The organism is Pseudonocardia sp. Ae150A_Ps1 (genome assembly GCF_001932315.1).
GTDB lineage: Bacteria > Actinomycetota > Actinomycetes > Mycobacteriales > Pseudonocardiaceae > Pseudonocardia.
Genome location: NZ_MCIJ01000001.1, coordinates 1,833,476 through 1,847,350, shown reverse-complemented (window position 1 = coordinate 1,847,350; position 13,875 = coordinate 1,833,476). Strand labels below are relative to the sequence as shown.

Genomic DNA, 13,875 nt, shown 5'->3' with positions numbered 1-13,875 from the left:
GGCCGTGCCGGGTTCTCGGCGAACGGCTCCCTGAGCTTCCTGCTGGTGCTCAACGGCGGTGCCGTGCTCGGTGCGCTGGCGGCCAGCCGGATCTCCGACCGGTTCGGCCCGCGCCGGGTCGTCGCCGCCAGCTTCGCGCTCGGTGCCCTGTCGATCGCCCTGCTCACCCTGGAGCTGCCGATCGGCCTGCTGCTGGCGTTCGTCGCGGTCGTCGGGCTCGGCACCAGCGGCACCCAGATCCTGATCTTCGGCTTCGCGTCGACGCACTACCCGACGCCGGTGCGCAGCGCGGGCGTCGCCTGGGTCGCGGGGTTCGGACGGCTCGGCGGGATCGGCGGGCCGCTCGTCGGCGGCGCTCTGGTGGCGTCCGGGGCGGCCCTGGACTCGATCTTCTACCTGCTGGCGGGGCTGGCGGTGCTGGGCGCGCTGCTCACCCTGGCGATCCCCGCCGCGCGCCGGAGCACCGACGACCCCAGGGAGCCGGGGAAGCCAGGGGACCCAGGGGATCGCGCCACCCCCGTCGCGCCGGCTACCCCGGCCGCGCCGGCTACCGCGGCCGCGCCGGCTACCGCGGCCGCTCCGCCTACCCCGGCCGCTCCGGCCGCCCCGGCGGCCCCGGCCGCGGGCCCCGGTGACGCGCTGCAGACCGAGCCTGGCCGCTGACCCTCGGCGCACTACCGATGATCACGGATCGGGAAGCGAAGCGGTCATATCCGGCCACGATGCTGCCCGATCCGTGATCAGGGCAGGGCAGGGCAGTGTCAAGTGCCGGGTTTGGTAGAGGCTGAGTTCTCATGCTCCGGCGGGCTGCCGGGCGGTCGTGGTGGTGGCGTTATGGATCTCGTACTCGACCGGCGGGACGAAGCCGAGTTCGCCGTGTAGTCGGCGGTGGTTGTACCAGTCGACGTACTCGGCGACCGCGAGTTCAAGGTCGCTGATCCCCGCCCACGGCCCCTTGTTGCGGATCAATTCGGCCTTGAACAACGAGTTGAATGCCTCCGCCATCGCGTTATCATAGGAATCGCCGACCGACCCGACGGAAGCGACGACACCAGCTTCGCCGAGCCGCTCAGTGTAGCGAATGGCAACGTATTGGACACCGCGGTCCGAATGATGCGTTAACCGCGACAGATCTGCACCGCTGCGTTCCCTGATCCAGATCCCCATGTTGAGTGCGTCTAGGGCGAGATCGGTGTAGAGATGACGTGACAGCTGCCAACCCACGATCCTCCGGGAGAACGCGTCCAAGACGAACGAGGCATACACCCAACCGGAATGCGTCTAGATGTAGGTGATGTCGGCGACCCACAACCGGTTCGGGGCCGTCGCGGTGAAGTCGCGCTCGACCAGGTCCGGGCGCAGGTCGGGGCTGTCGGCACGGATGGTGGTCCGCGGCACCCGCTGCCGCCGGACACCGCGCAGGCCTGCGGCTTTCATGAGCCGGCCGACGGTGCACCGCGCGACCGGCCGGTCGTCCACGCCGCCTTCGCGGCCCAGCTGTGCCCAGACTTTCCGGACGCCGTAGACGCCGTAGTTCTCGGCGTGCACGCGTGCGATCTCGGCGGAGACGAGGATGTCGCGTTCCGCCCGGGCCGAGGGTGGACGGGTCTTCGCCGCATAGTAGGCACTCGGGGCGATCGGGATACCGGCGTCTTTCAGCACGGCACAGATCGGCCCGACCCCGAACTCGTTCCTGTTCTTGTCGATGTAGTCGGTGACTACCGTTGCGGGCGGTCGAGCTCCGCCGCGAAGAAAGCCGAAGCGGACTTGAGAATGGTGTTGGCCCGGCGGAGTTCACGGGTCTCCCGCTCCAGCTCCGCCAGCCGAGCGGCCTGATCGGTCGTCGTCCCAGGCCGGGATCCAGCGTCGATCTCGGCTTGCTTCACCCAGCCGCGCAGGGTTTCCGGAAGGATTCCCAGCTGGTCACCGATACGGCGGCAGACGTTCGTGCCGGCGTTGACAGGGTCGGCCTTGGCGTCGAGGACCAGCCGGATCGCTCGTTCCCGCAGCTCGTTGGGGTGCTTCCGTGGGGCTGCCATCGCTGCTCATCATCTCCTGGCTTGACACCCTCCATCAAACCCGGCGCGAGACACAGGGCAGGGCTGGGCGGGCGAGGTCGAGATCAGGTCGGGGCCAAGGCGGGATCAGGTCATGGGCGGGAGCAGGTCCTGGGGGAGCTGGGCGGGAAGCGATGTGGACGGTGGCCGGCCGCGGACGGGGCGATGGAGCCGGGCCCGCCCGGGACAGGGTGCCGTGCCGGTCGCCGTGCCCGCGACCTCGGCGCTCGGACCCGATGATCACGGATCGGGAAGGGAGGCGGTCACTTCTGGCCGCCGGGCTTCCCGACCTGTGATCACCGGGGTCGGGCCGGCGCCGGGAACCGGGTTGAGGGGCCGGTGTCGGGGTGGGCGGTGGTCGGGAGCGTGCAGCGGGTCGGCGGTGTCGGTGCTGGTCTGCGGCGGAGTCAGGACGCTGTTCTCGTCGCCGCGCTCCGTCCGGTCGGTGCACGGGCCGGGTGACCACAGGTCAGGAAGGGAGCCGGTCACCCTCTGGCCGCGCGTCCCGCGCCCTGTCCGGTCGACACCCCGGTGATCACGGATCGGGAAGGGAGCCGGTCGTTTCTGGCCGCGATGATTCCCGAGCCGTGATCACCGGGCGCGGGCCAGGTGCGGGGCCAGGACGGGGCAGGGACCCGGTGAGCTGGGACGGGGTCAGGGACAGTAGCCGGCCGAGAGTGGGCGAGGGCGAGGGCGAGGGCCAGGGCCAGGGCCAGGGCCAGTGCGGGGCCGGGCCAGGACCAGTGGCAGTGCCGGGACCAGGACCAGGACCAGGACCAGGACCGGGACCAGGACCAGGACCAGGACCAGTGGCAGTGGCGGTGACGAGATGTGTGGCCAGGCAATGAGCGGGTCATGAAGGGCGACGGGGCCGGCGGGGGAGAGCGCGGCCGCGGCGGAGCGAGCCGGGAAGGGGCAGGGCCCGGAGTGGGCCGAGGGCCTGCCCGTGGCGAAGTGGCGTGTGAGTCGCGTACCAGGTCCGGGGCGTGGGGCGCGCCCGTTGCTCATCGGCCCCGGCCGTTCCCCGGGCGCCGGCGCCCGAGCCCGCCGGAGATCACCGCCACCGGCCAGCCGAAACCGGACTCGGGAGCCGGCGCCCGAGTCCGGTGATCACGGATCGGGAAGGGACGCGGCCACATCCGGCCGCCACGCTTCCCGATCCGTGATCTTGAGCTGGTCAGGCCTCCGCGGACTCGGCGGCGCGGCGGGCCAGACGCTCGCGCTGGGGGACGACGACGTAGCGCGGGTCCTTGGTCGTCTCGACCCCCGCCTCGAACACGGACAGCCGCTGCAGGAGGCTCCCGGCCAGCAGGGCGAGCCCGGATGCGGCGGCGCCGGCCCGGGACCGGCGTCCGAGCAGGAGCGTCCCGGCGAGGCCCGCGGCGGTGCACGCCTCGGAGGCCTTCCGGAGCCGTCCGGCGTGCCCGTGCTCGTAGGCCTCGCGGATGATCCCCATCCGCCGTTCCATGATCTTCCCGGCGACGAGCTCGCCCGCGGCCCCGAGCACCGCGAACGCCCGTGCCGGGCCTGCCTCGGCGACCGGCGCGGCGAGCATGCCGAACCCGCCGCCACTGGCCGCGGCCGAGCCGGCGAACACGAACGGCAGCTCGTCGCGGACCTCGTTCCAGCCGGGCACGGCGGTGTGCGAGAACAGCACCGCGGTGTAGGTGCAGAGCGCCGGGGCGGTCGCGGCCGCACCGAGCCCGGCCGGGCGGACCAGCGCGTCCAGCAGCCGGACCGGCCACGACCGGCGGACCCGCGGGGGGAGTACGCCGGTCAGCTCGGCGGTCCCGGCCAGGCCGGCGGCCGGGCCGAACACGGCCAGGATCCAGGTGCCGACGCTCATCGGCGACGTCGGCTTGGCCACCCGCAGCATGTGGTGGAACCGCTCCGGACGCCCGAGGTCGGACACCAGGAAGTAGGTGCTCGCCACCAGCCCGCCGAGCGCACCGGCGCGGCTCGCCCGGCGCAGCGCGGGCCGTCCGGTGAGGTCCGCGCCGGCCCCGACCACCGCGGTCCCGGCGGCGAGCCCGCCGCAGAACAGGTAGTAGGCGATCTTGTGCTCCCACACCGGCGGCTTGAGCACGGTCCGGCCGTAGTACGACGAGAACTCCGCCTCGGGGACCATCGACTCCTCGCCGCGTCCGCCGCCCCGGCGACGACGACGGCGGCGTCCGCCCTGGAACATCTCGGCATCCCGCGCACCGGGCGCACCGGGAGCAGCGGGCAGGCCGGCCTCTGGCACTCCGGCCGACGGCACTCCGGCCGACGGCACTGCGGTCGATGACTGTCCGGTCGACGGCACTGCGGCCAGGGGATCGCCGGGCGAGGGCGTGCCGGGCGCAGGGGCGTCGTCGCTCATCGTCGTCCTCCCAGGAAGGACGCCACGCCGGCCACCAGGAACGCGCCCGCCGCCATCGCGGCGCGCGTCCACATCGCACCGGCGTCGCGGGTCGGGACGACCGGGTCCGGCGGCAGTCCGTAGACCTCCGGCTCGTCGAGCAGGAGGAAGAACGCGCCGTCGCCGCCGACGCCGTCGTCCGGGTCGCGCCCGTAGAGCCGGGCCTCGTCGACGCCGAGCCCGTGCAGCGTCTCCAGGCGCCGGTCGGCGCGCTCGCGCAGCTCGTCGAGTGGTCCGAACTGGATCGAGTCGGTGGGGCAGGCCTTCGCGCAGGCGGGCTCCAGGCCGTCGTGCAGCCGGTCGTAGCAGAGGGTGCACTTCTGCGCGCGCCCGTCGCCCTCCCGGCGGTCGATGACGCCGTACGGGCAGCCGGAGACGCAGTAGCCGCAGCCGTTGCAGATGTCCTGCTGCACGACGACGGTGCCGAACTCCGTGCGGAACAGCGCGCCGGGCGGGCAGACGTCGAGGCAGCCGGCGTGCGTGCAGTGCTTGCAGACGTCGGAGGACATCAGCCAGCGGAAGTCGGTGCGCACCTCGGCGCCGGTGGCGTCGCCGGGCCGGGAGAACGCCGGCATGCCGAGCGGCTCCGGCTCCGCCCCGTCCCGCCGCGGCCTCGTCCCGAGCTCGCCGCCGAGCTCCGGCGACGCCGCGAGTCCCCCGGCGACCGAGGACTGCATGATCCCGGTCGCCGTCGCGCCGACGGGTGCGGCGTCGAGGCCGGTGTCCTGGCAACCGGAGCGGCGCGGCTGCTCGATGAAGGCGACGTGCCGCCAGCTGTCGGCGCCGAGCGAGCCGGTGTTGTCGAACGACATCCCGAGCAGGTCGAAGCCGTCGTCGGGGACGCCGTTCCACTGCTTGCAGGCGACCTCGCAGGCCTTGCACCCGATGCACACCGACGTGTCGGTGAAGAACCCCATGCGGGGCGGGTGCTCCGGGTCGTAGCCGGCATCGCCGGCCACGTTGTCCAGGGGGCCGTAGACGCTGTTCCGCTCCGTCACGGTGCCTCCTCCAGCGGTGTCCCGATCCCGGGCACGCCGGGCGGCCGGTCGTCGGGTCGGGCGGTCGGGTCGAGGTGCGGGGCGCCGTCGTGCACCAGCTCGGTGTTGGTCGCCGGGGTGATCCCGGCCAGCGAGCGCACCTCCTCCAGGAGGGCGGTGAGCTCCGCACCGCGCGGGCGCGGCCCGGGCCGGACGTCGCAGGTGATCACCTTGGTCTCCTGGATGAAGACGTTCGGGTCCTCGACCACGCCGAACAGGTCGTTGACGACGTCGCCGCGGACCAGCCCGGTGGAGCCCCAGTGGTAGGGCATCCAGATCTGGTGCACGGTCGTGTCGCCGATCCGCAGGGGCCCCATCCGGTCGGTGACCATCACCCGTGCCTCGACGGCGGACCGGCTGGTCACGACGTGCGCGGTGCCCATGTGCTCCAGGCCCCGCTCGCGGGCCAGCTCCGGCGAGACCTCCACGAACAGCTCCGGCTGCAGCTCCGCGAGGAACGGCAGCTGGCGGCTCATCGCGCCGGCGGTGTGGTGCTCGGTCAGCCGCGACGTCGTCAGGACGAACGGGAAGACCTCCCAGCCCTTCTCGTCCGCGGCCGGGTTCGACGGGTTGTCCTTGCGCCCGAACACCCTGCGGGTCGGGTTGGACTGCTGGAGGTAGAGCTCGTTGCGGATCGGCGACTCGTGCGGCTCGTAGTGCGTGGGCAGCGGCCCGTCGGCGACGCCGGTCGGCGCGAACAGCCACGCCTTCCCGTCCGGCTGCATGACGAACGCGTCGTCGCCGCCGAGGGCGTCCGGCCCGACGGTGTCGGGGCCGGGTTCGTGCCCGGGCGGGGTGGTCGCCACGAAGTCGGGGACGTCGTGCCCGGCCCAGCGGCCGGCGTCGTCGTCCCACCAGAGGAGCTTCTTGCGCTCGCTCCACGGGCGTCCCTGCGGGTCCGCCGAGGCCCGGTTGTAGATCACCCGCCGGTTCATCGGCCAGGTCCAGCCCCAGTCGGGGGTCTCGTCCGGGGTGCCGTGGTGCGGCTCGCGCCGTGCGGCCCGGTTGATCCCGCCGGCGTAGACCCCGCTGTAGATCCAGCAGCCCGACGACGTGCTGCCGTCGGCCTTCAGCCCGGCGAACCCGTCGAGCAGCTCACCCGTGGCGAGGTCGTAGCCGTTGATCCGGCGCAGGACGTCGTCGGGGGAGGGCTCGGCCCACTCGCCTTCGCCCTCGAGCTCGTAGTCCCAGGCCAGGTTCCGGACCGGGAGGTCGCGCGGGTCGGTGGAGCCGGCCAGGCGCTCACGCACCAGGCGTCCCAGGTGGTAGGCGAACCACAGGTCCGAGCGCCGGTCCCCGGACGGCTCGACGGCCTTGGTCCGCCACTGCACCATCCGCTGGGTCTGGGTGAAGGTGCCGTCCTTCTCCACGTGCGACGCCGCCGGGAGCAGGAAGACCTCGGTCCGGCACTCCTCGGTCACGATCTCGCCGGTCTCGATCTCCGGGGAGTCCTTCCAGAAGCTCGCCGTCTCGATGTCGACGAGGTCCCGGACGACCATCCACTCGAGGTTCGCCATCCCGAGCCGCTGCATCTTCCCGTGCGCCGACCCGACCGCCGGATTCTGGCCGAGGACGAAGTAGCCGAAGACGTGGCCGTCGATCATGTCCATGACGGTGCGGTACGTGCCGTGGTCGCCGTCGATACGCGGCAGCCAGTCGTACCCGAAGTCGTTCTCCGGGGTCGCGGCGTCGCCGAACCACTCCTTGAGCATCGACACCAGGTAGGCGTCGCTGTTCCAGCCGAAGCCCTTGCGGCCCTTGGCGCGCAGCGCCTCGACGTAGGTGCCGGTGTCGGCCTGGCCGACGCTCGGCATCGGCAGGTAGCCGGGCAGCAGGTTGAACAGGGTCGGGATGTCGGTCGAGCCCTGGATGGACGCGTGCCCGCGGAGCGCGAAGATCCCGCCGCCGGGACGGCCGACGTTGCCGAGCAGCAGCTGCAGGATCGCCCCGCACCGGATGTACTGCGCGCCGACGCTGTGCTGGGTCCAGCCCACGCTGTAGACGAGCGACGTCGTGCGGTCCCGTCCGGAGTTCGCCGTCCACGCCTCGCAGACGTCCGCGAACTGCTCGGGCGACACGCCGCAGACCCGCTGCACGGTCTCGGGGGTGTAGCGGGCGTAGTGCCGGCGCAGCACCTGGAACACGCAGCGGGGGTGCTCCAGCGTCGGGTCGGCCACCGGCTCGCCGGTCCCGTCGGTCTGGAACCGCCAGCTGTGGGTGTCGTAGCTGCCGGTCTCGGGGTCGTAGCCGGAGAAGACGCCGTCGTTGTCCTCGGCGTCGACGTAGTCCTCGGTCAGCAGGTACGACGCGTTGGTGTACGCCGCGACGTACTCACGGAAGGCGAGGTCGTTCTCCAGGACGTGCCGCACGACGCCGCCGAGGAACGCGATGTCCGAGCCCGCGCGCAGCCGCACGTAGATGTCCGCGACCGCGCTGGTCCGGGTGAACCGCGGATCGATGTGGATCACCCGGGCGCCCCGGGCCTTGGCCTCCATCACCCACTGGAACCCGACCGGGTGCGCCTCGGCCATGTTCGAGCCCATGATGATGATGCAGTCGGCGTCCACCAGGTTCTGCTGGTGATTGGTCGCGCCGCCCCGACCGAACGAGGTTCCCAGACCGGGAACCGTGGCGGAGTGTCAAAGACGCGCCTGGTTCTCGATCGGTACCGCGCCCCAGGACGTGAACACCTTCTTGAGGAGGTAGTTCTCCTCGTTGTCCAGGGCGGCGCCACCGAGCGCGGCGATGCCCATGGTGCGGTTCAGCGGGCGGCCCTCGTCGTCGGCGTCCTGCCAGCCGCGGCGGCGGGCGTCGACGACGCGGTCGGCGATCATGTGCATCGCCGTGTCGAGGTCGAGGTCGAGGTCGGTCCACTCGGTGGCGTACGGCGCGCGGTAACGGACCGTCTCCAGCCGTTGCGGGCCGGTGACGAGCTGGGTGCTGGCCGACCCCTTCGGGCAGAGCCGCCCGCGGGAGATCGGCGAGTCCGGGTCGCCCTCGATCTGGACGACCTTCTCGTCCTTCACGTAGACCCGCTGCCCGCAGCCGACCGCGCAGTACGGGCACACGGAGCCCGCCCAGCGGTCGGCGGTCGCGGTGCGGGCACGGAGGCCCTCGGATCGGGCGGACTGCGCCGCCGCACCCCGGCCGAGCCGGTCACCACCGGTCAGCTGGCGGAGGACGGGCCACGAGCCCAGCCATCCCACGACGTCCACGCCTGCTCCGTTCCGATCGCCTTCCCGCACAACCTAGGCGGCCCGGGGCGGCGCCGCGCGGTCGATCGGGAACTCGGGAGGCATGATCGACCGGATCGATCGACGGCGGACCGGGGCTAGGCTCGCCGGATGGCGGGGGACGTGCAGCTGCGGCAGCTCGAGTACCTCGTCGCGCTGGCGCGGGAGCAGCACTTCGGGCGTGCCGCGGCGGCCTGCCACGCGAGCCAGTCGACGCTGTCGGCGGCGTTGCAGACGCTGGAGCGCCAGCTCGGCGTGACGATCGTGCAGCGTGGCCACCGGTTCCAGGGGTTCACCGCGGAGGGCGCCCGTGTCGTCGGCTGGGCGCACCGGATCCTCGCCGAGCGGGACGCGCTGCGGACCGACCTGGACCGGATGCGCGGCGGCCTGTCGGCGGTCGTCCGGATCGGGGCGATCCCCACCGCCGTGCCGGCGACGGCGGCGCTGACACTCGCCTGGACACGGGCCCACCCGCGGGCCGGGACCCGGATCGAGGTCCTGTCGTCGCGCGAGATCGACCGCAGGCGCGCCGAGTTCGAGCTCGACGCCGGGCTCACCTACCTCGACCCCGACGACGACGGCGACACCGTGCTCCCGCTGTACCGGGAGCGGTACCTGCTGCTCACCGGCGCCGCCGGGGTCCCGGCGGACCGGACGGAGGTCGGCTGGGCCGACGTCGCCGGGGTGGAGCTGTGCGCCCTCACCCGCGGCATGGAGAACCGCCGGATCCTCGACGACGCGGTCCGCCGTGCCGGTGGCGAGCCGCGGATCGTGGTCGAGACCGACACCGTCGCCGCGCTGTACGCGCACCTGGCGACCGGCCGGTGGTCCGCCGTCATCGCCCACACCTGGCTGCGGGCGTTCGGGGTGCCGCCGGGGATGCGGGCGCTGCCCGTCGTCGGCGACGGCCCGCTGCCGACGGTCGGGCTCCGGCTGGGCGACCAGGGTCCGGCCTCGTACGTCGCCCGCGCGTTCCGTGACGCGGTCGCCGGCGCGGACGTCGCGGCGGACCTGGAACGCGACGGCGAGGAGGCCCGGTAGGCCCGGCGGCTCAGTAGACGTCGCGGACGTAGCGCCGGTCCTCGGCGAGCCGGGTGACCCAGGCGTCGGCCTCGTCCGGGGCGAGCCCGCCGTGCCGGGCGACGACGGTGCGGAGCGTCCGGTCGACGTCGCGCGCCATCCGCGTCGCGTCGCCGCAGACGTAGAGGTGGGCGCCGTCCCGCAGCCACGACCAGAGCTTCGCGCCGTTCTCCGCCATCCGGTCCTGCACGTAGACCTTCGTCCGCTGGTCCCGGGAGAACGCCAGGTCGAGATCGGTGAGCACACCGTCGCGGCGCAGCGTCTCGAGCTCCTCGCGGTAGTAGAAGTCGGTCGACTCGTGCTGCTCACCGAAGAACAGCCAGTTCGGCGACCGGTCGCCACGGGCCCGTCGTTCCTCGAGGAACCCGAGGAACGGCGCGATCCCGGTCCCCGGCCCGATCATGATCATCGGGACGCCGTCGGCCGGCGGGCGGAAGTGCGGGGCGGGACGGATCCCGACCGGGACCGGGTGCCCCTCCGGGGCGTCGGCGAGGAACGCGGAGCAGACCCCGGTCCGGGCCGTGCCGCGCGGGTTCGCGAACCGGACCACCGACACCGTCAGGCTCACCTCGTCGGGGCGCTCCAGGGGACTCGACGAGATCGAGTACTGCCGCGGGCGCAGCGGGCCGAGCACGTCGGCCCACTCCTGGGCGGTGGCCCGGACACCGAACTCCCCGACGACGTCGACGGCCTGCCTGCCCCACGACCAGCGCTCCAGCTCGCCGCGGTTGTCCGGCCGGAGCAGCTTGCCCGGCAACCCGTCCGCGCAGCGCTCGGCGACGAACCGCAGCAGTGCGGGGCTCGCCCGGGTGATGTCGAGCCGGTCGCGCAGGGCCGTCCCCAGCGGTACCGCGTCGCCGTCGAGCTCCACCTCGGTCGCGCCGTCCAGCCCGGTGGCCGCCAGCCACTCGCCCACCAGGGCCTCGCTGTTGCTGGGGGTCACGTCGAGGGCGTCGCCCGCCTCGTAGGTCAGGCCGGTGCCGGACAGGTCGAAGGTGAAGCGGCGGACCTCCTTGCCGGCGCCGGGCCGGCTGAGGAGGCGGTTGCCGACGAGCGGCGCGGGCTCGGTTGCGCGGCGCGCGGTACCCGGGCTGCCGGACGCCCCGTCCGGTTCGCGGGTGTCCCCGGTCAGGGCGGTGACGACGGCGTCGAGCCAGCGCTGCGCGCCCTCCTCGTACTCGGGCTCGCAGTCGACGCGCTCGACCAGCCGGTCCGCGCCCAGCTCGGCGAGCCGGTCGTCGAGCCGGCGGCCGTGGCCGCAGAAGTCGGCGTAGCTGGAGTCGCCCAGCGCGAGGACGGCGAAGCGCCGCCCGTCGAGGGAGCCCGGCTCGGCACCGGCCAGCGACTCCCAGAACGCCGCGCCGTTGTCCGGGGCCCCGCCGTCGCCGAAGGTGCTGGTCACGACGAGCAGATCGGCGTCGGGCGGGAGCTCGGCGATGCCGCTGCCGCCCATGTCCGTCACGGTCGGGGTGCGGCCCGCCGCGGCGAGCCGCGCGGTCAGCGGGCCGGTCGCGACGTCCTCCGCGGTGCCGGTCTGCGACGCCCACAGGACGACGACCGGCCGGCTCCCGGTGCCCGCCACGCTGCCGGGGGAGTCCGGTGCGCCGGGGGAGGAGCGGGAGAACATCCCGGCGAGGACGCCGTCGACCCAGGTGGCGTGCTCCGGGGCGAACGGGGCGCCGGGCGGCAGCACGGGCACGACCCCGTCCGGTGGTGCGGCCTGCAGCCCGCGGACGAAGCCCGCCAGGTACCGGCGTTCGGTACCGCCGAGCTCCGGCTCGGCCTGCCCGGCCAGGCCGAACACGGCCTCCAGCGGGTGCGCCGCCGCCGCGACCGGTTCCGGCTCGCGGGGCACCGGGACCGGGGCGACGGCGACCGCGCACACCTTGAACTCGGGCTGGAATGACTGCGGGTCGACGGCGTCGCTGGTCACGGCGTTGACCGCGAGGTACTCGCCGTAGCGGTCGTTCCAGTGGAACGGGGCGAACAGGGCGCCCTCGCGCACCCGGTCGGAGACGGCGGCGGGGACGACCGCCCGTCCGCGCCGGGAGGTCAGCTCCAGGCCGTCGCCGTCGGTGACGCCGAGCCGCTCGGCGTCGGCCGGGTGGATCTCGACGTACGGCCCGGGGTTCAGCCGGTTCAGCGCCGCGACGGTCCCGGTCTTGGTCAGCGTGTGCCACTGGTGCTGCACGCGGCCGGTGTTGAGCAGGAACGGGTGGTCGTCGTCGGGCATCTCCGCGGCGGGCAGGTGCGGGCGGGGGAGGAACGCGGCGCGCCCGCCGGGCCGCGGGAACCACAGCCGCGGCGTCCCGCCGCCGGGGCGGGTGCCGCGGGCCTGGCTGCGGCCGTCGTTGAGGTAGCGGACCGGGTTGCGGTCCCCGGCGCCGGGCGCGGCGGGCCACTGGACCGGGGCCTCGCGGAGCCGGTCGTAGTCGACACCGCGCAGGTCGTAGCCGGTCGCGGGGTTGTGGAACCGGCGGATCTCGGCGAACACCTCCTCGGCGCTCGCGTAGGTGAAGGCGTCGGCGAAGCCCATCTCGCAGGCCACCCGGGCGATCAGCTCCCAGTCCGGGAGGGCCTGGCCGGGCGGGTCGACCGCGCCGGGGACGAGCGTCAGGTTCCGCTCGGAGTTGACCATGACGCCGTCGCTCTCGGCCCACATCGCGGCGGGCAGCACGACGTCGGCGTAGGCGTTGGTCTCGGTGTCGGCCACCACGTCCTGCGTGATCACCAGCTCGGCGGCCTCGAGCCCCTCGATCACCGTGCGGCGGTTCGCGACGGAGGCGACCGGGTTGGTGCAGACGATCCAGCACGCCTTGATCGCGCCGTCGGCCATCCGGGAGAACATGTCGACGGTGCCCTGCCCGGCGTCGGACCGCAGGGTGCCCGCGGAGACGCCCCACTCCTGCTCGACGAACTCGCGGTCGTCGGCGGAGAGCACCGAGCGCTGGCCGGGGAGGCCCGGGCCCATGTAGCCCATCTCGCGGCCGCCCATGGCGTTCGGCTGGCCGGTGAGCGAGAACGGCCCGCTGCCGCGGCGGCAGATCGCGCCCGTCGCCAGGTGCAGGTTGACGAGCGCGTTCGTGTTCCAGGTGCCGTGGGTGCTCTGGTTGAGCCCCATCGTCCAGCAGCTGGTCCAGTTCTCCGCGCCGCCGATCAGCTCGGCGGCCCGCCGGAGGTCGTCCTCGGCGAGCCCGGTGATCCCGGCGACGACGGCGGGCGGATAGTCCGCGAGCAGGGCGGGCATGTCCTCCCAGCCCTCGGTGAACTCCTCGACGAACGCGGTGTCGACGTGCCCGTTCTCCTGCAGCAGGTGCAGGAGACCGTTCAGCAGCGCGAGATCGGTGCCCGGGGTGATCTGGAGGAACAGGTCGGCCTTGTCCGCGGTCGCCGTCCGGCGGGGGTCGACGACGATCAGGGTCGCCCCGGCCGCGACCCGGTCCATCATGCGCAGGAACAGGACCGGGTGACAGTCGGCCATGTTGGAGCCGATCACGAGGAAGACGTCGGCGTGGTCGAGGTCGTCGTAGGAGCCGGGCGGGCCGTCCGAGCCGAGCCGAGCGACAGCTTGTATCCGGTGGCGGCCGACGCCATGCAGAGCCGGGAGTTCGACTCGATCTGGCTGGTCCGCACGAACCCCTTGGCGAGCTTGTTCGCCAGGTACTGCGCTTCGGTGCTCATCTGCCCGGACACGTAGAAGGACAGCGCGTCGGGCCCGTGCTCGTCGAGGATCGCGCGCAGCCGGCGGGCGGTGGAGGTGATCGCCTCGTCGACCGGGGTGGCGACCGGCTCGGCGCCGCGCTCGGTGCGGGTGAGAGCCGTGCCGAGACGGCCGGGCGCCCGGAACAGCTCCGCACTGGTGGCGCCCTTGGTGCACAGCCGCCCCGCGTTGGCCGGGTGCTGCGGGTCGCCGGTGGCCCGGCGGACGCTGCGCTCGCCGGAGGGCCCGGCCCCGATCTCGAGCAGGATCCCGCAGCCGACCCCGCAGTAGGTGCACACGGTCCGCGCCGTGGTCGTTCCGGTCCCCGTGGCCGCCACCGTGTCCCGTCGCCTCCCGCCGTCGCGCC

General features: G+C 73.5%; 7 protein-coding genes, 1 pseudogene and 1 other annotated feature. Of the genes and pseudogenes, 2 read left to right on the top strand and 6 right to left on the bottom strand.

Annotation, left to right across the window (positions count from 1 at the left end):
- Positions 1-663: MFS transporter (locus tag Ae150APs1_RS08310; protein ID WP_212567179.1), on the top strand; the 663-nt coding region annotated here is incomplete at its 5' end.
- A gap of 129 nt (positions 664-792) precedes the next feature.
- Here Ae150APs1_RS08310 and Ae150APs1_RS08305 read toward each other — a convergent pair.
- The 4 genes and pseudogenes from Ae150APs1_RS08305 to fdnG all read right to left on the bottom strand — a co-directional run bounded on the left by Ae150APs1_RS08305 (position 793) and on the right by fdnG (position 8,710).
- Positions 793-2,039, bottom strand: a pseudogene (locus Ae150APs1_RS08305) (IS3 family transposase).
- Positions 1,630-1,758 (bottom strand) — a sequence feature (AL1L pseudoknot). It overlaps the preceding pseudogene by 129 nt.
- Positions 2,040-3,234: 1,195 nt before the next feature.
- Positions 3,235-4,245: an NrfD/PsrC family molybdoenzyme membrane anchor subunit gene (nrfD, locus tag Ae150APs1_RS08295; RefSeq protein ID WP_075296766.1), complete on the bottom strand. Its 1,011-nt coding sequence runs from the start codon at positions 4,243-4,245 to the stop codon at positions 3,235-3,237.
- A gap of 170 nt (positions 4,246-4,415) precedes the next feature.
- Positions 4,416-5,456 (bottom strand): 4Fe-4S dicluster domain-containing protein, encoded by a 1,041-nt coding sequence (locus tag Ae150APs1_RS08290; RefSeq protein ID WP_075296764.1) that lies wholly within the window; start codon positions 5,454-5,456, stop codon positions 4,416-4,418.
- Entirely contained in the window at positions 5,453-8,710 is a 3,258-nt protein-coding gene (fdnG, locus tag Ae150APs1_RS08285) for a formate dehydrogenase-N subunit alpha (RefSeq protein WP_217695901.1), read from the bottom strand. The genes Ae150APs1_RS08290 and fdnG overlap by 4 nt, the downstream gene beginning before the upstream one ends.
- A 129-nt stretch (positions 8,711-8,839) precedes the next feature.
- On the opposite strand from fdnG, the gene Ae150APs1_RS08275 reads away from it, so the two are divergent.
- Positions 8,840-9,769, top strand: coding sequence for a LysR family transcriptional regulator (locus tag Ae150APs1_RS08275; RefSeq protein WP_075296760.1), 930 nt, complete (start codon positions 8,840-8,842; stop codon positions 9,767-9,769).
- 10 nt (positions 9,770-9,779) lie between these two features.
- Here the strand turns inward: Ae150APs1_RS08275 and Ae150APs1_RS08270 are convergent, their stop codons facing one another.
- Entirely contained in the window at positions 9,780-13,304 is a 3,525-nt protein-coding gene (locus Ae150APs1_RS08270) for a molybdopterin-dependent oxidoreductase (RefSeq protein ID WP_212567178.1), read from the bottom strand.
- On the bottom strand, positions 13,301-13,807 hold the full coding sequence (locus Ae150APs1_RS34240) for a molybdopterin-dependent oxidoreductase (RefSeq protein ID WP_212567177.1): 507 nt from the start codon (positions 13,805-13,807) through the stop codon (positions 13,301-13,303). Before Ae150APs1_RS34240 ends, Ae150APs1_RS08270 begins: the two co-directional genes overlap by 4 nt.
- Positions 13,808-13,875 lie beyond the last annotated feature (68 nt).